Source organism: Citrobacter sp. Cb004 (assembly GCF_030337065.1).
In the GTDB taxonomy this organism is placed as follows: Bacteria; Pseudomonadota; Gammaproteobacteria; order Enterobacterales; family Enterobacteriaceae; genus Citrobacter; species Citrobacter braakii.
Genome location: NZ_JAOWCH010000066.1, coordinates 304,315 through 326,870, shown reverse-complemented (window position 1 = coordinate 326,870; position 22,556 = coordinate 304,315). Strand labels below are relative to the sequence as shown.

Sequence of the window (22,556 nt, the reverse complement as noted above, 5' to 3'; positions counted from 1 at the left end):
CTTTATCAAGCAAACATAAAAAGCATCACGCAACAGGTTAACGGAGAAGGTTATGTGTTCTATTTTTGGCGTATTCGATATTAAAACTGACGCAGTTGAACTGCGTAAAAAAGCCCTGGAATTGTCTCGTCTGATGCGCCATCGCGGCCCGGACTGGTCGGGTATTTACGCCAGTGATAACGCCATTCTGGCGCACGAACGTCTGTCCATCGTCGACGTCAACGCCGGTGCTCAGCCGCTGTACAACGTGAAGAAAACGCATATCCTGGCGGTTAACGGTGAAATTTATAACCATCAGGCGCTGCGCGCTGAATACGGCGATCGCTATCAGTTCCAGACCGGTTCCGACTGCGAAGTTATCCTTGCGCTGTATCAGGAAAAAGGCCCAGAGTTTCTGGATGACCTGCAAGGCATGTTTGCTTTTGCTCTGTACGACAGCGAGCAGGACGCTTATCTGATCGGTCGCGATCATATCGGGATCATCCCGCTGTATATGGGTTACGACGAGCACGGTAACTTCTACGTTGCGTCTGAAATGAAAGCCCTGGTTCCCGTGTGTCGCACGATCAAAGAATTCCCGGCCGGTAGCTATTTATGGAGTAAAGACGGCGAAATTCGTCAGTACTACCAGCGCGACTGGTTTGAATACGATGCGGTAAAAGACAACGTTACCGATAAAAACGAGTTGCGTCAGGCACTGGAAGATGCCGTGAAAAGCCACCTGATGTCAGATGTTCCTTATGGTGTATTGCTGTCCGGCGGTCTGGATTCATCCGTCATTTCCGCAATCACCAAAAAATACGCCGCGCGTCGTGTTGAAGATCAGGAGCGTAGCGAAGCCTGGTGGCCGCAGTTGCACTCCTTCGCAGTAGGCCTGGAAGGCGCACCGGACCTGAAAGCCGCGCAAGAGGTGGCGAACCATCTGGGTACTGTACACCATGAGATCCACTTCACCGTGCAGGAAGGTTTGGATGCTATCCGCGACGTGATTTATCACATCGAAACTTACGATGTTACGACGATTCGCGCCTCGACCCCGATGTACTTAATGTCGCGTAAAATTAAAGCGATGGGCATTAAAATGGTGCTGTCGGGCGAAGGTTCTGACGAAGTATTTGGCGGCTATCTCTATTTCCACAAAGCACCAGATGCAAAAGAGCTGCACGAAGAGACCGTGCGTAAGCTGCAGGCGCTGCATATGTTCGACTGTGCCCGTGCCAACAAAGCTATGTCGGCCTGGGGAGTGGAAGCTCGCGTGCCCTTCCTGGATAAGAAATTCCTTGATGTGGCGATGCGCATCAACCCGCAGGACAAAATGTGCGGCAACGGCAAAATGGAAAAACATGTTCTGCGTGAATGTTTTGAATCCTACCTGCCAGCAAGCGTTGCATGGCGCCAGAAAGAGCAGTTCTCCGATGGCGTCGGTTACAGCTGGATTGATACGCTGAAAGAGGTGGCCGCTGAGCAAGTTTCTGACCAACAACTGGAAACCGCCAGCTTCCGTTTCCCTTACAACACGCCATCATCTAAAGAAGCGTATTTGTACCGTGAGATTTTCGAAGAGCTGTTCCCGGTTGCGAGCGCTGCGGAATGTGTACCTGGCGGGCCGTCTGTTGCCTGTTCTTCTGCCAAAGCAATTGAATGGGATGAGGCGTTTAAAACCATGAACGATCCTTCTGGTCGTGCGGTTGGCGTACATCAGTCCGCTTATAAATAAGTTAATCCTTAGAAAAGGGCCCTGCGGGGCTCTTTTTTATGTCTATTTTCTGTGCAAAAAAACAATTAATAACTAATAATTGCCGAATATTGCGCCATGCTGTTCGCAACCTAACCAAACAGTCACATTCCAGCTATTTTCAATGAAAAAGGGGTTGACGCTTCAAGGCTCAATACGCATAATGCGCCCCGCAACGCCGATAAGGTTACGCGAAAAAAAGATGGCTACGTAGCTCAGCTGGTTAGAGCACATCACTCATAATGATGGGGTCACAGGTTCGAATCCCGTCGTAGCCACCATCTTTTTTGCGGGAGTGGCGAAATTGGTAGACGCACCAGATTTAGGTTCTGGCGCCGCAAGGTGTGCGAGTTCAAGTCTCGCCTCCCGCACCATTCACCCGTAAGCGTTGCACGGATGGGGTATCGCCAAGCGGTAAGGCACCGGTTTTTGATACCGGCATTCCCTGGTTCGAATCCAGGTACCCCAGCCATTTTTTCTTCGATGTAGCGGTTCACCGCAACGGTCATTGGGGTATCGCCAAGCGGTAAGGCACCGGTTTTTGATACCGGCATTCCCTGGTTCGAATCCAGGTACCCCAGCCATCGAAGAATATGATAATATCTGGCTACGTAGCTCAGCTGGTTAGAGCACATCACTCATAATGATGGGGTCACAGGTTCGAATCCCGTCGTAGCCACCATATTAAGGACGTATCGACTCGTTCGGTAAATCCAAAAAATTGTTGGGGTATCGCCAAGCGGTAAGGCTCTGGTTTCTGATACCAGCATTCCGAGGTTCGAATCCTCGTACCCCAGCCAATTTCAAAAAGCCGTCCATTCTGTGGATGCACCCGTTGGGGTATCGCCAAGCGGTAAGGCTCTGGTTTCTGATACCAGCATTCCGAGGTTCGAATCCTCGTACCCCAGCCATATTAAAAAAGCTCGCTTCGGCGAGCTTTTTGCTTTTCTGCATTTATTACCTGATGACGCTATGCTTACCAGGCCTACAACGTTCTCTGTAGGCCTGTCTGAATTACAATCCTAACGCGTACTTGAGTGCCTGGCGTTTCAGCACGCCGGCGCGCTCTGCGGCCATTAGCCCAAGATTACGCATGATACGCAGCGGCTGCAGGTTGTTGCTAAATCCTGCGTAGAACAGATCCATGCCGCTTTGCATGATGAAATTGTCAGTCATGCGACGGTTCTGATAGCGCTTCAGCACCGGCTGGCTTGCCCAGGACTCACCGTAGCTGCGCGCATTCACCAGCACGTCAATCAGCGCATCCACATCACGGAACCCCAAATTAACGCCCTGCCCCGCCAGCGGATGAATGGTATGCGCGGCGTCACCCACCAGCGCCAGTCCTGGCTGCACATATTGCAGCGCGTGACGGCGCGTTAGCGGGAATGCCCCCGCTGCCACAGGCGTAACGTTACCGAGTCGCGATGGGAAATGTTTGGCGATCTCCACCTGCAGTTGCGACATATTCAAACCTTGCAACTGGCGGATACGCGCCGGTGAGTCGTACCACACCAGCGAGGCCCAGTTATCAAACAGCGGTAAAAATGCGCGCGGACCGTCAGGGGTGAATTGCTGCCAGGTGCTGTCTCCCGGCGAATTCTCGCACTGCACGGTTATCAACATACAGGACTGCGCATACTGCCAGGCATGGATACCAATCCCGGCCATTTTCCGCACCTGAGAATTTGCGCCATCGGCGCCGATGACCAGCTTCGCGCTGATTTTTTCGCCACCAGCCAGCTCAAGCTCATGCCGATCGTTATGTTGATGCAGAGAGATCAGCGACGCAGGCACGCGCAGCGTGACTTTGGGGTGAACGTCCAGAGCCTGCCAGAGCGCCTGTTGCAGGACCGTGTTTTCCACCATATAGCCCAGTAAGGGCAGCTTAAGCTCGGCGGCATCAAACATCACATGGGCATTTCCCCATTCCCACGTTTCCAGACGACGGTAAGGATGGCTGCGCATCCCCTGAACCGTATCCCAGACGCCCAGCCCTTTTAGCAACGACACGGAGGCGGAGCTGATGGCCGAAATTCTGACATCTGGCTGTCCGTCAGCCACAAACGGCGCGGGAACGGCATGTTCAATGACCGTTACCGTAAATCCATGCTGCGCCAGTCCTAGCGCCAGCGCGCCGCCGACCATCCCCCCGCCGACAATGGCAATTTCCGTTGGTTGATTTGTCATGGTCAATTATCCTGTTACATGTATTGTGTAAGTTTACAGGATTTTTTACCCCTTGAGGCTGACATCCGTCATACTGGTCACAACCGCGCCAAAGCAGTACACTATGCGCCCTGCATTTCAGCCACAATTTCGCAAGAGCAAGTCGATGACCAAAAAACTCCATATTAAAACCTGGGGCTGTCAGATGAACGAATACGATTCATCGAAGATGGCCGATCTGCTGGATGCCACCCATGGGTATCAACTGACCGACGTGGCCGAAGAAGCGGATGTGCTGCTGCTGAATACCTGCTCTATCCGTGAGAAGGCTCAGGAAAAAGTCTTCCATCAGTTGGGCCGCTGGAAGCTGTTAAAAGAGAAAAACCCCAAGCTGATCATCGGTGTCGGTGGCTGTGTTGCGTCTCAGGAAGGCGACCATATTCGCCAACGCGCGCACTATGTCGATATTATTTTTGGGCCGCAAACCCTGCATCGTCTGCCGGAAATGATTAACAAAGTGCGTGGAAGTACCACCCGTAGCCCGGTGGTTGATATCAGTTTCCCGGAGATCGAAAAATTCGACCGCCTACCGGAACCGCGTGCTGAAGGTCCAAGCGCTTTCGTGTCAATCATGGAAGGTTGTAATAAATATTGTACTTACTGCGTGGTGCCATACACCCGCGGTGAGGAAGTAAGCCGTCCGGCGGACGATATCCTGTTTGAAATCGCCCAGCTTGCGGCGCAAGGCGTGCGTGAAGTGAACCTGCTGGGACAAAACGTGAACGCCTGGCGCGGTGAGAACTACGACGGCACGATCGGATCTTTTGCCGATCTGCTGCGGCTGGTCGCGGCGATCGATGGCATTGACCGTATCCGCTTCACCACCAGCCATCCGATCGAATTCACCGATGATATCATTGAAGTGTATCGTGACACGCCAGAACTGGTGAGCTTCCTGCACCTGCCGGTACAGAGCGGTTCAGATCGCGTACTGAACCTGATGGGACGCACCCATACCGCGCTGGAATATAAAGCGATCATCCGCAAACTGCGCGCAGCGCGTCCGGATATCCAGATTAGCTCCGACTTCATCGTTGGCTTCCCAGGCGAAACCACGCAGGATTTCGAGCAGACCATGAAGTTGATTGCAGACGTCAATTTTGACATGAGCTACAGCTTTATCTTCTCTGCGCGTCCAGGCACCCCTGCCGCCGATATGGTTGACGACGTGCCGGAAGAAGAGAAAAAACAGCGCCTGTATATTCTGCAAGAGCGTATTAACCAGCAAGCTATGGCCTGGAGCCGTCGCATGGTCGGCACGACCCAGCGCATTCTGGTTGAAGGCACATCGCGTAAAAGCATCATGGAACTGTCTGGCCGTACCGAAAATAACCGAGTGGTGAACTTTGAAGGCAACCCGGAGATGGTCGGTAAGTTCGTGGATGTAGAAATTACCGATGTCTGGACGAACTCCCTGCGCGGTAAAGTGGTGCGCACCGAAGACGAAATGGGTCTGCGCATCGCTGAATCCCCTGAGTCGGTTATTGCGCGTACCCGCAAAGAAAACGATCTGGGCGTCGGTATTTATCAGCCTTAATCTTCAATGCCCGATGGCGCTACGCTTATCGGGCTTACTCTTCTGGGCTCGCTGCCCCGGCGGGCCTTGTAATCTACCTCATCATCCCCATATTTATCGCAATGCTTGCGCCTTTCCCCCATGGCGTGAATAATTTCCTTAGATGCCGGTAAATGTTCAGCGTCCGGCAAGACATGCAAAAGAGGAACAGTTTGAACATAGACACTCGTGAAATCACCCTTGAACCCGCAGACAATGCCCGCCTGTTGAGCCTTTGCGGCCCATTTGATGACAACATCAAGCAGCTGGAACGTCGCCTCGGCATCGAAATTAACCGCCGTGATAACCACTTTAAGCTGACCGGTCGCCCAATTTGCGTCACCGCGGCGGCAGATATTTTACGTAGCCTGTACGTCGATACTGCCCCAATGCGCGGTCAGACGCAGGACATTGAGCCTGAACAAATTCATCTGGCAATTAAAGAAGCGCGAGTGCTTGAGCAAAGCGCAGACAGCGTGCCGGAATTTGGCAAAGCGGTGAACATCAAAACCAAGCGCGGGGTAATTAAGCCGCGTACGCCGAACCAGGCACAATATATTGCGAATATCCTCGACCACGACATCACCTTTGGCGTTGGCCCTGCGGGTACGGGTAAAACGTATCTTGCGGTTGCCGCTGCGGTTGATGCGCTTGAGCGTCAGGAGATCCGTCGAATTCTGCTGACCCGCCCGGCAGTGGAAGCGGGCGAAAAACTCGGCTTCCTGCCGGGTGACCTCAGCCAGAAAGTCGATCCCTACTTACGACCGCTGTATGACGCACTGTTCGAAATGCTCGGGTTTGAGAAGGTCGAAAAGCTGATTGAGCGTAACGTCATTGAAGTTGCGCCGCTGGCCTACATGCGTGGTCGTACATTAAACGATGCGTTCATCATTCTTGATGAGAGCCAGAACACCACCATCGAACAGATGAAAATGTTCCTGACCCGTATCGGCTTTAACTCCAAAGCGGTTATCACCGGCGACATCACCCAGATTGACCTGCCGCGAAGCACCAAATCCGGTCTGCGTCATGCCATTGAAGTACTGGCTGAAGTCGACGAAATTAGTTTTAATTTCTTCCATAGCGAAGACGTGGTTCGCCACCCGGTGGTCGCCCGTATCGTCACGGCGTATGAAGCCTGGGAAGAAGCAGAACAGAAACGCAAAGCCGAGCTGGCTGCAGAACGCAAGCGCGAAGCTCAGGAGCAGGAACAAAAATGAGTCAGGTTATTCTCGATTTACAGCTGGCATGTGAAGACGAATCCGGTTTACCAACAGAAAGTCAGTTTCAGGGTTGGCTGGATGCGGTGATCCCCCAGTTTCAGGAAGAGTCTGAAGTTACCATTCGTCTGGTCGATGACGCGGAAAGCCACGAGCTGAACCTGACCTATCGCGGGAAAGATAAATCAACCAACGTACTCTCTTTCCCGTTTGAAGCCCCGCCGGGCATTGAAATGCCGCTGCTGGGCGATTTGATCATCTGCCGTCAGGTAGTCGAGAAAGAAGCGCAGGAACAAGGCAAACCGCTTGAGGCCCACTGGGCGCACATGGTGGTGCACGGTAGCCTGCATTTACTCGGTTACGACCATATCGAAGACGATGAAGCGGAAGAGATGGAATCCCTCGAAACAGAGATTATGCTTGCTCTGGGCTATGAGGATCCGTACATTGCCGAGAAAGAATAAGCATTTCGAAATCTTGTAAGCCTGATAAGGCGCAGCCGCCATCAGGTATTGCGCCTTATCCGGCTTACCTGGTTTGAAGTACGATGAAGAGACATGCCGTCAACAGCTGAATATACGCATGACGAGCTTTGTATTAACTAACATGAGAACCCATACGACGCCATGAGCGACGACAATTCACACAGTAGTGACACCTTAAACAGCAAAAAGGGATTTTTCTCCCTGTTACTGAGCCAACTTTTCCACGGTGAACCAAAAAACCGCGACGAACTGTTGGAGCTGATCCGTGATTCCGGGCAAAACGACCTTATCGATGAAGATACGCGCGATATGCTCGAAGGGGTGATGGATATTGCGGACCAACGCGTGCGCGACATCATGATCCCTCGCTCTCAGATGATTACCCTGAAACGCAACCAGACCCTGGACGAATGTCTCGATGTCATTATCGAGTCTGCCCACTCGCGTTTCCCGGTGATCAGCGAAGACAAAGATCACATTGAAGGGATTCTGATGGCCAAAGATCTGCTGCCGTTTATGCGCAGCGATGCCGAAGCCTTCAGCATGGAGAAAGTGTTACGCCAGGCGGTTGTCGTACCTGAAAGCAAGCGAGTTGACCGCATGCTGAAAGAGTTCCGCTCCCAGCGTTATCATATGGCTATCGTCATCGACGAATTCGGCGGTGTCTCAGGTCTGGTGACCATTGAGGACATCCTTGAACTGATCGTGGGTGAAATTGAAGATGAGTACGACGAAGAAGACGATATCGATTTCCGTCAGCTCAGTCGCCACACCTGGACCATTCGCGCTCTGGCGCCGATCGAAGACTTCAACGACGCTTTCGGTACCCATTTTAGCGACGAAGAAGTAGATACCATCGGCGGGCTGGTCATGCAGGCCTTTGGTCATCTGCCCGCGCGCGGGGAGACTATCGACATTGATGGTTACCAGTTCAAAGTGGCAATGGCCGACAGCCGTCGTATTATTCAGGTTCATGTCAGAATTCCGGACGACTCACCCCAGCCCAAACTGGACGAATAAACCCGAAACTGGATCTAAGACTACATGGCATTTGCCCCATTAATTGAACGCCAGCGCATTCGCCTGCTGCTGGCGTTATTATTCGGTGCCTGCGGGACGCTGGCTTTCTCTCCGTATGACATCTGGCCCGCTGCGATCGTTTCGCTGATGGGCCTGCAGGCTCTTACCTTCAATCGCCGCCCGCTCCAGTCTGCCGCAATCGGCTACTTCTGGGGATTGGGGCTGTTTGGCTCCGGCATCAACTGGGTTTACGTCAGCATCGCGCAGTTTGGCGGTATGCCGGGTCCCATTAATGTGTTCCTCGTGGTTCTGCTTGCCGCATACCTTTCCCTCTACACCGGCCTGTTTGCCGGCGTGTTGGCGCGTCTGTGGCCGAAAACCACCTGGATACGCGTGGCGATTGCCGCGCCGGTCGTCTGGCAAATAACCGAATTCCTGCGCGGCTGGGTACTGACCGGCTTTCCGTGGCTACAGTTCGGCTACAGTCAGATCGACGGTCCGTTAAAAGGGCTGGCTCCGGTAATGGGCGTTGAGGCGATTAACTTCCTGCTGATGGTGGTTAGCGGCCTGCTGGCGCTGGCGCTGGTGACGCGTAACTGGAAGCCGCTGATTGCCGCGCTAGTGCTCTTTGCTCTGCCCTTTCCGCTGCGCTATATCCAGTGGTACACGCTTGAGCCGGAAAAAACCACTCAGGTCTCGATGGTGCAGGGTGACATTCCGCAGTCGCTCAAATGGGATGAAGGTCAGTTACTCAACACCCTGAAGATTTATCTCGACGCCACCCAGCCTGAGATGGGCAAATCACAGCTGATCATCTGGCCAGAATCCGCTATCCCGGACCTGGAAATTAATCAGCAGCGTTTCCTGGGCATGATGGATGACCTGCTGAGATCGAAAAACAGCACGCTGATTACCGGTATCGTTGACGCGCGTCTGAACAAGCAGAATCGTTACGACACCTACAACACCATCATCACGCTGGGTAAAGACAGCCCGTACAGTTACGACTCCAGCAACCGCTACAACAAAAACCATCTGGTACCGTTTGGCGAGTTCGTCCCGCTGGAATCGATCCTGCGCCCGTTAGCGCCGTTCTTTGACCTGCCAATGTCGTCTTTCAGCCGTGGGCCTTATGTGCAGCCACAGCTGCATGCGCACGGCTTTAAGCTGACGGCTGCCATCTGCTATGAAATCATTCTTGGCGAACAGGTACGGGATAATTTCCGCCCGGATACGGACTACCTGCTGACGATTTCCAACGATGCCTGGTTTGGTAAATCCATCGGCCCGTGGCAGCACTTCCAGATGGCGCGTATGCGTTCCCTCGAGCTGGCGCGCCCTCTGCTGCGTAGCACCAACAACGGTATTACGGCGGTGATTGGTCCACAGGGTGAGATTCAGGCGATGATCCCGCAGTTTACCCGCCAGGTCCTGACCACCAGCGTGACGCCAACAACGGGCTTAACCCCTTATGCCCGTACCGGTAACTGGTCGCTCTGGCTGCTGACCGCGCTGTTTGGCTTTGGTGCAGTGGTAATGAACCTGCGCCAACGTCGTAAGTAACCTTCCTTTCCTGGCCGGATAACGTTTCGCTTATCCGGCCCACAAAACATTTCCCGCTCCCCATTCTGGCACGTCTATTGCTTTGTTCTACAAGACAAATGCAGTTTTGGCTGAATGTGCAACCTGGTCGCACCAACGTTGAGCGCCGGTAGCACCTGAAAAGTGCAACAAGATATTTTTGCCCCCAAATGGTGCGGCGCACTTCGCAAAAATAAACAATAAAACAGCAAATTCTTTACATTCATCCAAACTAAATGTTAACAAACATATACAAGACTGCACGTTTCAGTAGCAAACAATAACAACATCACAATGGGTATCAATGCGTCCCTGGCGCAGACGATAAAGGAGTTGGATATGCAATTACGTAAGCTCGCCACAGCCATGCTGGTCATGGGAATGTCCGCCGGTCTGGCGCACGCAGAAGACGCAGCACCAGCGGCAGGCAGCACGCTGGACAAGATCGCCAAAAACGGCGTGATTGTGGTCGGCCACCGTGAATCATCGGTACCGTTTTCTTACTACGATAATCAACAAAAAGTGGTCGGTTATTCACAGGATTACTCCAACGCGATCGTTGAAGCCGTGAAGAAAAAGCTGAACAAGCCTGACCTGCAGGTGAAACTGATCCCGATTACTTCACAAAACCGTATCCCGCTGCTGCAAAACGGCACCTTCGACTTTGAATGTGGCTCCACCACCAACAACGTCGAGCGCCAAAAACAAGCGGCTTTCTCTGACACCATTTTCGTTGTTGGTACTCGTCTGCTGGCGAAAAAAGGCGGCGACGTCAAAGATTTCGCCGATCTGAAAGGTAAAGCCGTAGTCGTGACTTCGGGTACCACCTCAGAGGTGCTGCTGCACAAGCTGAATGAAGAGCAAAAAATGGATATGCGCATCATCAGCGCGAAAGACCACGGTGACTCTTTCCGTACTCTGGAAAGCGGCCGCGCCGTTGCCTTTATGATGGATGACGCCCTGCTGGCTGGCGAGCGCGCGAAGGCGAAGAAACCAGACAACTGGGAGATCGTCGGCAAGCCGCAGTCTCAGGAAGCTTACGGCTGCATGCTGCGTAAAGATGACCCTCAGTTCAAAAAGCTGATGGATGACACTATCGCCAAGGCGCAGACCTCAGGCGAAGCTGAGAAATGGTTTGATAAGTGGTTTAAAAATCCAATTCCACCGAAGAACCTGAACATGAATTTCGAACTGTCAGACGAGATGAAAGCCCTGTTCAAAGAACCGAATGATAAAGCGCTTAACTAATTAATTAGAAGAGTACACAAAACCTTTCAAGTTATATCGAGGCGGCAACTGAGCGAATTCCCGGGCGCTTACATGAGTAAGTAACCGGGATGAATAAAGGCAGCCAACAACGAGATATCTTGAAGGATGAAGTGTAATCAGGGAGGCTTCCCCTCCCTCTCGATTGCTACTCAGCACGGACAGACTATAAGCCTGATGGTCGTTCCCCATCAGGCCTGAAAACCGCAAAACGCTGAATAACAATCTTCGGGGGTAGCGCTGCTACCCTTTTTTTCTGGAGTAGATTTATGTCTATAGACTGGAACTGGGGTATTTTTTTACAACAAGCCCCGTTCGGCAACACCACCTATCTCGGCTGGCTCTGGAGTGGTTTCCAGGTCACTGTCGCGTTATCTATCACCGCCTGGGTTATCGCTTTCCTCATCGGCTCTTTATTCGGCATCTTACGTACCGTACCAAATCGTTTCCTTTCCGGGATCGGCACGCTGTACGTCGAGCTGTTTCGTAACGTTCCGCTCATCGTCCAGTTTTTTACCTGGTATCTGGTCATTCCTGAACTGCTGCCGGAAAACATTGGGATGTGGTTTAAGTCAGAACTGGATCCCAACATTCAGTTCTTCCTCTCATCCATGCTTTGTCTGGGGCTGTTTACCGCTGCGCGCGTCTGCGAACAGGTTCGTGCCGCTATTCAGTCTCTGCCTCGCGGGCAGAAAAATGCCGCGCTGGCGATGGGGCTGACGTTGCCGCAGGCCTACCGCTATGTTCTGCTGCCAAACGCTTACCGCGTGATTGTTCCGCCAATGACCTCAGAGATGATGAACCTGGTAAAGAACTCCGCGATCGCCTCCACTATCGGCCTGGTCGATATGGCTGCGCAAGCGGGAAAACTACTGGATTACTCCGCCCACGCATGGGAATCGTTTACGGCCATCACTCTGGCCTACGTACTGATTAACGCCGTCATCATGCTGGTGATGAATCTCGTCGAACGCAAAATCCGCCTGCCTGGCAATTTGGGAGGCAAATAATGTACGAATTTGACTGGAGTTCTATCGTCCCTTCCCTGCCGTATCTGCTGGATGGGCTGATCATCACGCTGAAAATCACCGTCACGGCAGTCGTCATTGGTATCGTCTGGGGGACCATCCTTGCGGTAATGCGTCTGTCCAGCTTCGCGCCGATTGCCTGGTTTGCGAAGGGCTACGTCAACGTATTCCGCTCCATTCCGCTGGTGATGGTGCTGCTGTGGTTCTACCTGATTGTGCCCGGCTTCCTGCAAAACGTGCTGGGTCTGTCGCCAAAAACCGATATTCGCCTGATCTCAGCGATGGTCGCATTTTCGATGTTTGAAGCCGCGTACTATTCCGAGATTATCCGCGCCGGTATCCAGAGTATTTCTCGCGGGCAGTCTAGTGCCGCACTGGCGCTCGGGATGACCCATTGGCAGTCAATGAAGCTCATCATTCTGCCGCAGGCATTTCGCGCGATGGTGCCGCTGCTGCTTACCCAGGGCATCGTACTCTTCCAGGATACCTCGCTGGTCTATGTATTGAGTCTGGCAGACTTCTTCCGTACCGCCTCCACCATTGGCGAGCGTGACGGCACGCAGGTTGAAATGATCCTGTTTGCTGGCGCCGTTTATTTTGTATTCAGTCTGAGCGCATCGTTGTTGGTCAGCTATTTGAAGAAAAGGACAGTTTAATGATTACCCTGAAAAATGTTTCTAAATGGTATGGTCACTTTCAGGTGCTGACCGACTGCTCCACGGAAGTGAAAAAAGGTGAAGTGGTGGTGGTCTGCGGCCCGTCAGGTTCAGGTAAATCAACGCTTATCAAAACGGTGAACGGGCTGGAGCCGGTACAACAGGGCGTCATCACCGTTGATGGTACCGTGGTGAATGATAAAAAGACCGATTTGGCCAAACTGCGCTCCCGCGTTGGCATGGTGTTCCAGCACTTTGAACTGTTCCCGCATCTGTCGATTATTGAGAACCTGACTCTGGCGCAGGTAAAAGTGCTTAAACGCGATAAAAAGCCGGCCCGCGACAAAGCGCAAAAGTTACTGGAACGCGTTGGTCTGTCAGCGCATGCCGAGAAGTTTCCAGCTCAGCTCTCCGGGGGCCAGCAACAGCGTGTCGCCATCGCCCGGGCGCTGTGCATGGATCCTATCGCCATGCTGTTTGACGAACCGACGTCAGCACTCGACCCAGAAATGATCAACGAAGTACTGGACGTCATGGTTGAACTGGCCAATGAAGGGATGACCATGATGGTGGTTACCCACGAAATGGGCTTTGCGCGTAAAGTGGCTAACCGGGTGATCTTCATGGATGAAGGGAAGATTGTTGAAGACTCACCGAAAGAAGAGTTCTTCGCTAATCCAAAATCAGACCGTGCCAAAGACTTCCTCGCGAAAATCCTGCACTAATTTTGCTGGCGCGCACCTCCATGTGCGCGCCACCTCACGATTTATCTCTTCACTTCTCGAAACAGGCACAGCCCAGCGTTAACCTTGTCACAAAGTCCCACTTACAAGGAGCAACAATGGCACTTCCTATCCTGTTTGATTGCGATCCAGGTCATGACGACGCTATCGCAATTGTTCTCGCCCTCGCTTCACCTGAACTGGATGTGAAAGCGATAACCTCCTCTGCCGGTAACCAGACCCCCGACAAAACGCTGCGTAACGTATTTCGTATGTTAACGTTGCTCAACCGTACGGATATCCCAGTGGCCGGTGGCGCAGTCAAACCGCTGATGCGCGACCTGATAATTGCCGATAACGTCCACGGTGAGAGCGGGCTTGATGGCCCGGCGCTGCCTGAACCCGCTTTTGCTCCACAGGACTGCACCGCCGTGGAATTGATGGCGAAAACCCTGCGTAACAGTCAGGAACCGGTGACGATTGTCTCCACCGGGCCGCAAACTAACGTGGCATTGCTACTGAATAGCCATCCTGAACTGCACACCAAAATTACCCGTATCGTGATCATGGGTGGTGCAATGGGCCTCGGAAACTGGACGCCCGCCGCCGAGTTCAACATCTTCGTGGATCCAGAAGCCGCTGAGATCGTGTTCCAGTCGGGCATTCCGGTGGTGATGGCTGGACTGGATGTCACGCATAAAGCGCAAATACATCGTGAAGATACCGAACGGTTCCGCGCTATCGGCAATCCCATTTCGACAATCGTTGCTGAACTACTCGACTTCTTCTTTGAATATCACAAAGATGAAAAATGGGGATTCATTGGCGCGCCGCTGCACGATCCATGCACCATTGCCTGGCTGCTGAAACCTGAACTGTTTACCACCGTTGAACGCTGGGTTGGTGTGGAAACTCAGGGCAAATACACCCAGGGAATGACCGTGGTTGACTACTACTTCCTGAGCGGCAATAAGCCAAACGCCACCGTAATGGTGGACGTGGATCGCGAAGGTTTTGTCGATCTGCTAGCGGAGCGTTTGAAATTTTACGCCTGAAATTTATCATTGAGTAAGATCGCTATGTTGAATCATAGCGATCTTACTGTTAGCTAATAGCGAACGTGAATACTGCGTTACTTCATTAATTTGTCAGGTAATACTGAATAAATCCCCCAGCAGATTAATGTATCATGCAACATCCGGCATAACAAATCAGAGGAACATTGAATGAATGCTTCAGATTAGCTCAGGGTAAGGTTTCAGAATGACAGGCAGTTATCCATATATATTGAGAATGGATTCACAAATACGATGTACACGGTTTACTGTAGCCTCAGCTATGGCGGAAGCTATTGCACAGTCAAAAGCCGTTGCGCGAAAACTGGCTGGTAAAATGCCAGTTGGCGTTTATCTTCTGCAGGTCTATGAGTTTCAGCAAAAAGCAGCTATGGCAGCCTGGGCACTGAAAGCAATAGATCCAAGTTATTATTGGATTATTTACCAAGCAAAGCTGGAGATGCTCTATTACTTCGTTGAGCCAGCTCTTTCAGAAATAATTCAGAAAGTTCATGCTGGTATCTATTCTAACCTCGATCAGCTTGCCGACGAAATCATGGAAAGATTCGATGTTTAAGAGTCTAATATCAGTTGTACTCTATAATCTTGTACTCCCAGCAATCTTGATTTTTTTTGCCGTACTCTGGTTATATTTATTTCCTGAATACTGGTGGGAGCTAATGCTAATCAGTATTATTGCTATTTTTTGGTATTATCCGTTCATTACAGAAAAATTCGAAAAATTCAAATAAGCCAATATTATATATTTATTAAGCCAATACATAAAAGGAATTTATAATGTCTAATCCAGCTTATCTTTGGTTAGTTGATGCTAATGGTTCCCCGCTTGTAGGTTCGTCTATGGTCTCTGATCGAGTAGGTGCTATAGAAATAAAATCCCTTACCCATAATGTAAATATTCCAACAGATGGTAATACAGGGCGGCTAACAGGTACGCGCATTCATGCTCCAATCCAATTTCAGAAAGAATTTGATCGTGTAACTCCCCTGCTATATAAGGCTCAAAGCGAAGGAGCGACACTTAAATGCGCAACGATAAAAATGTACACGCTCACCGAAGCTGGAATGGAAAAGGAGTATTTTAATATCATTCTAAACAATGTAAAAATCACATCCATTACCGCAGATCTTTATCCTGGAGCTTCAACCGGGACACATCTTGAAACCATTCTGCTACGCTATGAAAGCATCACATGGAAGCATTGCGATGGAAATATCATCTATATGGATGCCTGGAATCAACGCGTTGTGGCGTAACACATTCGCAATCCCTCACAGAGCCGCGTTAGCGGCTCTCAGGTGAAAATCACGGCTCAAACGGTCGACGCTGGAACTGATCGTGTCCGCATTTCGGGCATAGCGGCAGCACATCAGGAGTGTACACCGCTAAATGGAAGTGGCACTTCTCGCACACCAGATTGCCCAACCCGACCACCTCGCCGCTGTGATAAACCCCGTGATGGCTGAGGTCCTGGAACACTTCGCGCCATTCGAGCTGCGTTTTATCGGTAATATCGGCCAGTTCCTGCCAGATACTCTCTTTGATAACCCGCATAAAGACGCTGTCGGTCTCCTCATCGAGGCTTTCTTCATAGCTCAGAGCAAACTCTTCCAGGTCGCGTCTGACGGCCCGGGTGAGCTCTTCCACCTCGGTGCGCGTTAACTCCCCGGTCTGCATAACGCGCTGACGCGCCTGTTCCACCAACGCATCAATATCGCGTTCGCCATTACGCAGGCGTTCACTCAGTGAAGCCACCAGTTCACGGTAATATTGAGCAACCTTGTTCATCGCTTCGCCTCCTGGGTCGTTAACTGTCTATAATAATAGACGTTATTTACGCTACGCTTTGCAAGACTGTCCACAGAGTGTGTAAATTCGTGCAAGAATTATCCTTACGGGAATTCAACGTTGAATGCGCGAAAGGCTGTTTTGGCGCGGGCGTTTGGGCTATGCTATGCGGATCTAAAACACCACATCTAGAGCTACGTTTGTAGCTGTATTGAAAACAGGACCACTGGCTGCCATGCAAGAGCAATACCGCCCGGAAGAGATAGAATCCAAAGTACAGCTTCACTGGGATGAGAAGCGCACATTTGAAGTTACCGAAGACGAGAGCAAAGAGAAGTATTACTGCCTGTCTATGCTTCCCTATCCTTCTGGTCGACTACACATGGGCCACGTACGTAACTACACCATCGGTGACGTGATCGCTCGCTATCAGCGTATGCTGGGCAAAAACGTACTTCAACCAATTGGCTGGGATGCGTTCGGCCTGCCTGCCGAAGGCGCTGCGGTTAAAAACAACACCGCCCCGGCACCGTGGACGTATGACAACATTGCATACATGAAAAACCAGCTCAAAATGCTGGGTTTCGGTTACGACTGGAGCCGTGAGCTGGCAACCTGCACCCCGGAATACTACCGCTGGGAACAGAAGTTCTTCACCGAGCTGTACAAAAAAGGGCTGGTGTACAAGAAAACGTCTGCCGTTAACTGGTGCCCGAACGACCAGACCGTACTGGCGAACGAACAGGTTATCGACGGCTGCTGCTGGCGTTGCGATACCAAAGTTGAGCGTAAAGAGATCCCGCAGTGGTTCATCAAAATCACCGCTTACGCTGACGAACTGCTGCGCGACCTGGATAATCTGGATCACTGGCCTGACACCGTGAAAACGATGCAGCGCAACTGGATTGGCCGCTCTGAAGGCGTGGAAATCACCTTCGATGTGAACGATTACGACAACACGCTGACCGTCTACACCACACGCCCAGACACCTTTATGGGTGCGACCTACCTGGCGGTTGCTGCAGGTCATCCGCTGGCGCAGAAAGCCGCTGAAAATAACCCAGAACTGGCTGCCTTCATTGACGAATGCCGCAACACCAAGGTTGCTGAAGCCGAAATGGCGACCATGGAGAAGAAAGGCGTCGACACTGGTTTCAAAGCCGTTCACCCGCTGACTGGCGAAGAGATCCCGGTTTGGGCGGCAAACTTCGTGCTGATGGAATACGGTACAGGCGCAGTTATGGCCGTTCCGGGTCACGATCAGCGCGATTACGAATTTGCGACCAAATATGGCCTGACCATCAAGCCGGTAATTCTGACCGCTGAAGGCGCAGAGCCGGACCTGTCTGAACAAGCGCTGACCGAAAAAGGCGTGCTGTTTAACTCCGGTGAGTTTGACGGCCTCGACTTCGAAGCGGCCTTCAACGCTATTGCTGACAAGCTGGTAGCTAAAGGCGTGGGTGAGCGTAAAGTTAACTATCGTCTGCGTGACTGGGGTGTTTCCCGTCAGCGTTACTGGGGCGCGCCGATTCCGATGGTGACGCTGGAAGATGGTACCGTCCTGCCGACGCCAGAAGACCAACTGCCGGTTATTCTGCCGGAAGACGTAGTTATGGACGGCATTACCAGCCCAATCAAAGCCGATCCGGAGTGGGCGAAAACCACCGTTAACGGTATGCCTGCGCTGCGTGAAACTGACACCTTCGATACCTTTATGGAGTCGTCATGGTACTACGCGCGCTACACCTGCCCGCAGTATCAGGAAGGTATGCTGGATTCCGACGCGGCGAACTACTGGCTGCCGGTTGATATCTACATTGGCGGTATTGAACACGCCATCATGCACCTGCTCTACTTCCGCTTCTTCCACAAACTGATGCGCGACGCAGGCATGGTCAACTCTGATGAACCAGCTAAACAGCTGCTGTGTCAGGGGATGGTTCTGGCCGATGCGTTCTACTACGTTGGCGCCAACGGCGAACGTAACTGGGTTTCTCCGGTTGATGCCATCGTTGAGCGTGACGAAAAAGGTCGTATCGTTAAGGCTAAGGACGCAGAAGGCCATGAACTGGTGTATACCGGCATGAGCAAGATGTCCAAGTCGAAAAATAACGGTATCGACCCGCAGGTCATGGTTGAACGCTACGGCGCCGACACCGTACGTCTGTTCATGATGTTCGCTTCTCCGGCTGATATGACGCTGGAATGGCAGGAATCCGGCGTTGAAGGGGCGAACCGCTTCCTGAAACGTGTCTGGAAACTGGTTTACGAACATACGTCCCAGGGAGATGTTGCTGCCCTGAACGTTGATGTGTTGAGCGAAGATCAAAAAGCGCTGCGTCGCGACGTGCATAAAACCATTGCTAAAGTCACCGATGATATCGGTCGTCGTCAGACCTTTAACACCGCGATTGCGGCGATTATGGAGCTGATGAACAAGCTGGCGAAAGCACCGCAGGCAGACGAGCAGGACAGAGCCCTGATGCAGGAAGCATTGCTGGCTGTTGTACGCATGCTCAACCCGTTCACCCCACACGTTTGCTTCACCCTGTGGCAGGCGCTGAAAGGCGAAGGCGATATCGACAACGCGCCGTGGCCGGTGGCGGACGAAGCAGCAATGGTTGAAGACTCAACGCTGGTTGTGGTTCAGGTAAACGGCAAAGTACGTGGCAAAATCACCGTTCCGGTAAACGCCACTGAAGAGCAGGTTCGTGAACGTGCTGGCCAGGAGCATCTGGTGGCAAAATATCTTGATGGCGTTACCGTACGTAAAGTGATTTATGTACCGGGTAAACTCCTCAATCTGGTCGTTGGCTAAGCGCGGGAGGAAGCGTGCGACTTCTGACAACATTGTTGTTATCGCTGGCGGTGCTTGTCACCGCCGGGTGTGGCTGGCATCTGCGTAGTACTACGCAGGTTCCACCCTCAATGAAAACCATGATCCTGAACTCTGGCGATCCGAACGGCCCGTTAAGCCGCGCGGTGCGTAATCAGCTGCGTCTGAACGGCGTTACGCTGCTTGAAGACGGTACCATGCGTAAAGATGTGACGTCCTTACGTCTGGGTGCGGTCAGCCTTTCGCAGGATACGGCATCGGTATTCCAGAACGGTCAAACGGCTGAATACCAGATGGTGATGTCCGTAAGTGCTACTGTGCTGATTCCAGGTCATGATATTTACCCAATCAGCGCCAAAGTTTATCGTTCGTTCTTTGACAACCCACAGGCTGCACTGGCGAAGGATAACGAGCAGGACATGATCATAAAAGAGATGTATGACAAAGCGGCTGAACAGTTGATTCGTAAGCTGCCAAGCGTACATCTGGCCGATACTCAGTCATCCAATGCTGATGCTGAGCCTGCGGTGAATAAAACCGCAGCGCCTGCGTCATCTCCGGCGCGTGTCTCCACCACGCTGGGTAACTGATGCTCAAGTTGTACCCTGAACAACTCCGCGCACAGCTCAATGAAGGGCTGCGCGCGGCGTATTTACTCTTGGGCAACGATCCCCTCTTATTGCAGGAAAGCCAGGATGCCATCCGTCAGGCTGCCGCAACACAAGGATTCGAAGAACACCACGCCTTCACTCTGGACAACAGCACCGACTGGGGAGAGATTTTTTCACTCTGCCAGGCGATGAGCCTGTTTGCCAGCCGTCAAACCCTGCTTCTGCAATTGCCTGAAAATGGCCCTAATGCCGCCATTAATGAACAGCTCGCGTCACTCGTCACTCTGTTACATGACGATCTGCTGCTGATAGTTCGCGGCAACAAACTCACCAGGGCACAGGAAAACGCCGCATGGTATACGGGGCTTGCGAATAACGCGGTTCAGGTAAGCTGCCAGACGCCGGAACAAGCACAGCTTCCTCGCTGGGTTGCCGCCAGGGCGAAACTTAATAACCTGCAACTGGATGACGCGGCCAATCAGCTTTTGTGCTATTGCTATGAAGGTAATTTGTTAGCACTGGCGCAAGCGCTGGAACGATTAGCGTTGCTTTGGCCTGACGGCAAGCTAACGCTGCCTCGCGTGGAGAAAGCGGTTAACGATGCCGCGCACTTTACCCCATTCCACTGGGTAGACGCGCTGCTAATGGGCAAAAGCAAACGCGCGCTGCACATTCTGCAGCAGCTACGCCTGGAAGGTAGCGAGCCGGTTATTTTGCTGCGTACGATCCAGCGTGAGTTGCTGTTGCTGGTTAACTTAAAACGGCAGTCGGCCCATACGCCTTTGCGCACGTTGTTTGATAAACACCGGGTGTGGCAAAATCGCCGGGGCATGATGGGAGATGCGCTAAACCGGCTGAACCCGGCGCAACTGCGTCAGGCTGTTACGCTTTTAACGCGTACGGAAATTACGCTTAAACAAGACTATGGTCAGTCAGTGTGGGCGGAACTTGAGGGGCTTTCCCTTTTGCTCTGTCATAAATCGCTGGCCGATGTTTTTATTGATGGTTGATATGAAATCATTGCAGGCTCTGTTCGGTGGCACCTTTGATCCGGTGCATTACGGTCATCTTAAACCGGTTGAAATTCTGGCGAATCTGATTGGCCTTTCCCGGGTCATCATCATGCCCAATAACGTGCCGCCACATCGTGCGCAGCCCGAAGCGTCCGGTGAGCAACGTAAGCGTATGGTTGAACTGGCCATTGCTGATAAACCGCTGTTTTCCCTGGATGAACGCGAGCTGAAACGCGATACCGCCTCCTACACCGCGCAAACGCTAAAAGAGTGGCGCGAGGAGCAAGGGCCAAACGTGCCGTTAGCGTTTATCATTGGTCAGGATTCGCTGCTTACCTTCCCTTCCTGGCATGACTACCACACGATTCTGGGTAATACCCACCTCATCGTGTGCCGACGTCCGGGCTATCCACTCGAAATGGCACAGGAAAAACACCAGCAATGGCTGGAGGATCATCTGACCCATTCAGCAGATGACCTGCACAACCTGCCTTGCGGGAAGATTTACCTGGCCGAAACGCCGTGGTTTAACATCTCTGCCACGCTCATCCGTGAGCGCCTGGAAAAGGGCGAGCCGTGCGACGACCTGATGCCAGACGCGGTGCTTGACTATATCAATCAACAGGGACTGTACCGCTAAGCGCCTTGCGTAAGGCCGTCAGCAGGCGGTTATTCTCTTCCTGGCTGCGAACGGCTACCCGATAATAGCGCGCATCCAGCCCCGGATAATTGGCGCAACTGCGAATCAAGACATGCTGTTTCAGCAACGCAAGTTGCAGATCAATATCCGCACGATCGCAGCGTAATAAACGATAATTTGCCCGGCCGGGATACGCCGTCAGGCCGGGCAGATCTTGCAGTTGTTGATCAAACCGCTCCCCCTCTTGTTCCAGCCATTTCCACGTCGCCCGCTGATATGCGCTATCGCGTAAGATAATCTCGCCTGCCAGGGCAGCAAACGCATTAATTGACCACGGCATTTGTTGGCTGCGCATCTGTGCAACGGCCTGTTCGTTACTGTTGACCAGATACCCCAGACGCAGTCCTGGGATCGCATAGAACTTGGTGAGCGAACGCAGCACCCAAATATGCGGGTTCTCGTGCAGTAACGGGATAAATCCCGACTCCCCGGCAATAAAATCGATAAACGCTTCATCAAGGATCAGGGCGATCCCCAGCGACTCGCAACGCGTGGCAATTTCACGCAGCAGGCGGGTTTCAGGCAACAACCCGGTGGGATTATTGGGCGTACAGAGAAACAGGCAGTCCAGCTCAGGCGTTAACGCATCGAGGATCGCATCGGTAAGCTGCCAGCCATCGTCTTCGCACAGCGCAAACTCATGGATCGTACAGTCTCCCCATTGCAGCGCCCGACGATATTCCGCAAACCCGGGCGTCACAATCATCGCGTGGCGTGGCTTCAGGCCATGCACCAGGGTAAAAATGGATTCGGTTTCACCGTTCCCGGCCAGGATCCACGAGGACGGAATTTGATGATGCTCCGCCAGCGCGGCATGCAGTTGCGCGTAATCGACATCCGGGTAACGCTCCGTGCAGTCCAGATTGTCGATAATCGCCCGTTTTAAACTTACTGGCATACCCAGCGGGTTAATATTCGCGCTAAAATCCAGCAACTGTTCAGGCAAGATGCCCAACAATTCGGCGGCTTCTCGGGTGTTACCGCCATGTGCGCTCTTCAATAAAGACATCGTGCCGCTCCACGTAAAAAAGGGT

The 22,556-nt window shown here is 52.3% G+C and carries 20 protein-coding genes and 7 tRNA genes; 24 read left to right on the top strand and 3 right to left on the bottom strand.

All coding sequences use genetic code 11. The features are described 5' to 3' along the window. Positions 1-52: 52 nt before the first annotated feature. From asnB to OGV65_RS18760, 8 genes are all read left to right on the top strand, one after another. Complete coding sequence (asnB, locus tag OGV65_RS18795) at positions 53-1,717, top strand: asparagine synthase B (RefSeq protein ID WP_003835552.1); 1,665 nt, start codon at positions 53-55, stop codon at positions 1,715-1,717. A 222-nt stretch (positions 1,718-1,939) separates the two neighbouring features. Then, a tRNA-Met gene (locus tag OGV65_RS18790) sits at positions 1,940-2,016 on the top strand. A gap of 8 nt (positions 2,017-2,024) precedes the next feature. Next, positions 2,025-2,109 (top strand) — tRNA-Leu (locus OGV65_RS18785). A 23-nt stretch (positions 2,110-2,132) separates the two neighbouring features. Continuing rightward, a tRNA-Gln gene (locus OGV65_RS18780) sits at positions 2,133-2,207 on the top strand. A gap of 37 nt (positions 2,208-2,244) precedes the next feature. After that, positions 2,245-2,319: transfer RNA gene (locus OGV65_RS18775), tRNA-Gln, on the top strand. Between the two features lie 21 nt (positions 2,320-2,340). Then, positions 2,341-2,417, top strand: a tRNA-Met gene (locus OGV65_RS18770). Positions 2,418-2,460: 43 nt separating this feature from the next. Then, positions 2,461-2,535 (top strand) — tRNA-Gln (locus tag OGV65_RS18765). Between the two features lie 36 nt (positions 2,536-2,571). Next, positions 2,572-2,646: transfer RNA gene (locus OGV65_RS18760), tRNA-Gln, on the top strand. A gap of 103 nt (positions 2,647-2,749) precedes the next feature. On the opposite strand, the gene ubiF is transcribed toward OGV65_RS18760, so the two are convergent. Continuing rightward, complete coding sequence (ubiF, locus tag OGV65_RS18755) at positions 2,750-3,925, bottom strand: 3-demethoxyubiquinol 3-hydroxylase (protein WP_286455318.1); 1,176 nt, start codon at positions 3,923-3,925, stop codon at positions 2,750-2,752. Positions 3,926-4,070: 145 nt separating this feature from the next. On the opposite strand from ubiF, the gene miaB reads away from it, so the two are divergent. The 12 genes from miaB to OGV65_RS18695 all read left to right on the top strand — a co-directional run bounded on the left by miaB (position 4,071) and on the right by OGV65_RS18695 (position 15,830). Beyond that, positions 4,071-5,501, top strand: a complete 1,431-nt coding sequence (gene miaB / locus OGV65_RS18750) for a tRNA (N6-isopentenyl adenosine(37)-C2)-methylthiotransferase MiaB (RefSeq protein ID WP_016152245.1) — start codon at positions 4,071-4,073, stop codon at positions 5,499-5,501. 191 nt (positions 5,502-5,692) lie between these two features. Beyond that, entirely contained in the window at positions 5,693-6,739 is a 1,047-nt protein-coding gene (locus tag OGV65_RS18745) for a PhoH family protein (RefSeq protein WP_019076268.1), read from the top strand. Then, the gene (gene ybeY / locus OGV65_RS18740; protein ID WP_003835559.1) at positions 6,736-7,203 is read left to right on the top strand and encodes an rRNA maturation RNase YbeY; all 468 of its coding nucleotides are present in this window, start codon (positions 6,736-6,738) and stop codon (positions 7,201-7,203) included. The genes OGV65_RS18745 and ybeY overlap by 4 nt, the downstream gene beginning before the upstream one ends. Before the next feature lie 162 nt (positions 7,204-7,365). Beyond that, positions 7,366-8,244 carry a CNNM family magnesium/cobalt transport protein CorC gene (gene corC / locus OGV65_RS18735; RefSeq protein WP_005121418.1) on the top strand — a complete coding sequence of 293 codons (879 nt, stop codon included), beginning with the start codon at positions 7,366-7,368 and terminating at the stop codon, positions 8,242-8,244. Positions 8,245-8,268: 24 nt separating this feature from the next. Next, the gene (gene lnt / locus OGV65_RS18730) at positions 8,269-9,807 is read left to right on the top strand and encodes an apolipoprotein N-acyltransferase (protein ID WP_286455317.1); all 1,539 of its coding nucleotides are present in this window, start codon (positions 8,269-8,271) and stop codon (positions 9,805-9,807) included. Between the two features lie 357 nt (positions 9,808-10,164). Then, positions 10,165-11,073, top strand: coding sequence for a glutamate/aspartate ABC transporter substrate-binding protein GltI (gltI, locus tag OGV65_RS18725; RefSeq protein ID WP_016152242.1), 909 nt, complete (start codon positions 10,165-10,167; stop codon positions 11,071-11,073). 287 nt (positions 11,074-11,360) lie between these two features. Then, positions 11,361-12,101 carry a glutamate/aspartate ABC transporter permease GltJ gene (gene gltJ / locus OGV65_RS18720; RefSeq protein ID WP_016152241.1) on the top strand — a complete coding sequence of 247 codons (741 nt, stop codon included), beginning with the start codon at positions 11,361-11,363 and terminating at the stop codon, positions 12,099-12,101. Further along, entirely contained in the window at positions 12,101-12,775 is a 675-nt protein-coding gene (gltK, locus tag OGV65_RS18715) for a glutamate/aspartate ABC transporter permease GltK (RefSeq protein WP_003022757.1), read from the top strand. The genes gltJ and gltK overlap by 1 nt, the downstream gene beginning before the upstream one ends. Then, positions 12,775-13,500 (top strand): glutamate/aspartate ABC transporter ATP-binding protein GltL, encoded by a 726-nt coding sequence (gltL, locus tag OGV65_RS18710; protein WP_003022754.1) that lies wholly within the window; start codon positions 12,775-12,777, stop codon positions 13,498-13,500. Before gltK ends, gltL begins: the two co-directional genes overlap by 1 nt. A gap of 116 nt (positions 13,501-13,616) precedes the next feature. Continuing rightward, on the top strand, positions 13,617-14,552 hold the full coding sequence (gene rihA, locus OGV65_RS18705) for a pyrimidine-specific ribonucleoside hydrolase RihA (RefSeq protein ID WP_286455316.1): 936 nt from the start codon (positions 13,617-13,619) through the stop codon (positions 14,550-14,552). Between the two features lie 283 nt (positions 14,553-14,835). Continuing rightward, the gene (locus OGV65_RS18700; protein WP_286455315.1) at positions 14,836-15,129 is read left to right on the top strand and encodes a hypothetical protein; all 294 of its coding nucleotides are present in this window, start codon (positions 14,836-14,838) and stop codon (positions 15,127-15,129) included. Positions 15,130-15,350: 221 nt separating this feature from the next. Next, positions 15,351-15,830 (top strand): Hcp family type VI secretion system effector, encoded by a 480-nt coding sequence (locus tag OGV65_RS18695; protein ID WP_279265167.1) that lies wholly within the window; start codon positions 15,351-15,353, stop codon positions 15,828-15,830. A gap of 49 nt (positions 15,831-15,879) precedes the next feature. On the opposite strand, the gene OGV65_RS18690 is transcribed toward OGV65_RS18695, so the two are convergent. Further along, a complete protein-coding gene (locus OGV65_RS18690; RefSeq protein WP_003022748.1) occupies positions 15,880-16,362 on the bottom strand; it encodes a zinc ribbon-containing protein in 483 nt (160 codons plus the stop codon). Between the two features lie 235 nt (positions 16,363-16,597). On the opposite strand from OGV65_RS18690, the gene leuS reads away from it, so the two are divergent. The 4 genes from leuS to nadD are packed head-to-tail and all read left to right on the top strand — an operon-like array spanning position 16,598 to position 21,462. After that, entirely contained in the window at positions 16,598-19,180 is a 2,583-nt protein-coding gene (gene leuS, locus OGV65_RS18685) for a leucine--tRNA ligase (RefSeq protein WP_049040670.1), read from the top strand. Positions 19,181-19,194: 14 nt separating this feature from the next. Further along, on the top strand, positions 19,195-19,788 hold the full coding sequence (gene lptE / locus OGV65_RS18680; protein WP_016152238.1) for an LPS assembly lipoprotein LptE: 594 nt from the start codon (positions 19,195-19,197) through the stop codon (positions 19,786-19,788). Then, a complete protein-coding gene (gene holA, locus OGV65_RS18675) occupies positions 19,788-20,819 on the top strand; it encodes a DNA polymerase III subunit delta (protein WP_019076260.1) in 1,032 nt (343 codons plus the stop codon). Before lptE ends, holA begins: the two co-directional genes overlap by 1 nt. A 1-nt stretch (position 20,820) precedes the next feature. Next, positions 20,821-21,462, top strand: a complete 642-nt coding sequence (nadD, locus tag OGV65_RS18670; protein WP_087121840.1) for a nicotinate-nucleotide adenylyltransferase — start codon at positions 20,821-20,823, stop codon at positions 21,460-21,462. On the opposite strand, the gene cobD is transcribed toward nadD, so the two are convergent. Then, entirely contained in the window at positions 21,437-22,531 is a 1,095-nt protein-coding gene (cobD, locus tag OGV65_RS18665) for a threonine-phosphate decarboxylase CobD (RefSeq protein WP_191220249.1), read from the bottom strand. The two genes, nadD and cobD, sit on opposite strands and share 26 nt — an antisense overlap. Between the last annotated feature and the right edge of the window lie 25 nt (positions 22,532-22,556).

Excerpts from the sequence above, each read along its gene's own strand:
- asnB (WP_003835552.1), top strand. The coding sequence starts at position 53 with ATGTGTTCTATTTTTGGCGTATTCGATATTAAAACTGACGCAGTTGAA.
- ubiF (WP_286455318.1), bottom strand. The coding sequence starts at position 3,925 with ATGACAAATCAACCAACGGAAATTGCCATTGTCGGCGGGGGGATGGTC.
- miaB (WP_016152245.1), top strand. The coding sequence starts at position 4,071 with ATGACCAAAAAACTCCATATTAAAACCTGGGGCTGTCAGATGAACGAA.
- ybeY (WP_003835559.1), top strand. The coding sequence starts at position 6,736 with ATGAGTCAGGTTATTCTCGATTTACAGCTGGCATGTGAAGACGAATCC.
- corC (WP_005121418.1), top strand. The coding sequence starts at position 7,366 with ATGAGCGACGACAATTCACACAGTAGTGACACCTTAAACAGCAAAAAG.
- lnt (WP_286455317.1), top strand. The coding sequence starts at position 8,269 with ATGGCATTTGCCCCATTAATTGAACGCCAGCGCATTCGCCTGCTGCTG.
- gltI (WP_016152242.1), top strand. The coding sequence starts at position 10,165 with ATGCAATTACGTAAGCTCGCCACAGCCATGCTGGTCATGGGAATGTCC.
- gltJ (WP_016152241.1), top strand. The coding sequence starts at position 11,361 with ATGTCTATAGACTGGAACTGGGGTATTTTTTTACAACAAGCCCCGTTC.
- gltK (WP_003022757.1), top strand. The coding sequence starts at position 12,101 with ATGTACGAATTTGACTGGAGTTCTATCGTCCCTTCCCTGCCGTATCTG.
- gltL (WP_003022754.1), top strand. The coding sequence starts at position 12,775 with ATGATTACCCTGAAAAATGTTTCTAAATGGTATGGTCACTTTCAGGTG.
- rihA (WP_286455316.1), top strand. The coding sequence starts at position 13,617 with ATGGCACTTCCTATCCTGTTTGATTGCGATCCAGGTCATGACGACGCT.
- OGV65_RS18700 (WP_286455315.1), top strand. The coding sequence starts at position 14,836 with ATGGCGGAAGCTATTGCACAGTCAAAAGCCGTTGCGCGAAAACTGGCT.
- OGV65_RS18695 (WP_279265167.1), top strand. The coding sequence starts at position 15,351 with ATGTCTAATCCAGCTTATCTTTGGTTAGTTGATGCTAATGGTTCCCCG.
- OGV65_RS18690 (WP_003022748.1), bottom strand. The coding sequence starts at position 16,362 with ATGAACAAGGTTGCTCAATATTACCGTGAACTGGTGGCTTCACTGAGT.
- leuS (WP_049040670.1), top strand. The coding sequence starts at position 16,598 with ATGCAAGAGCAATACCGCCCGGAAGAGATAGAATCCAAAGTACAGCTT.
- holA (WP_019076260.1), top strand. The coding sequence starts at position 19,788 with ATGCTCAAGTTGTACCCTGAACAACTCCGCGCACAGCTCAATGAAGGG.
- nadD (WP_087121840.1), top strand. The coding sequence starts at position 20,821 with ATGAAATCATTGCAGGCTCTGTTCGGTGGCACCTTTGATCCGGTGCAT.
- cobD (WP_191220249.1), bottom strand. The coding sequence starts at position 22,531 with ATGTCTTTATTGAAGAGCGCACATGGCGGTAACACCCGAGAAGCCGCC.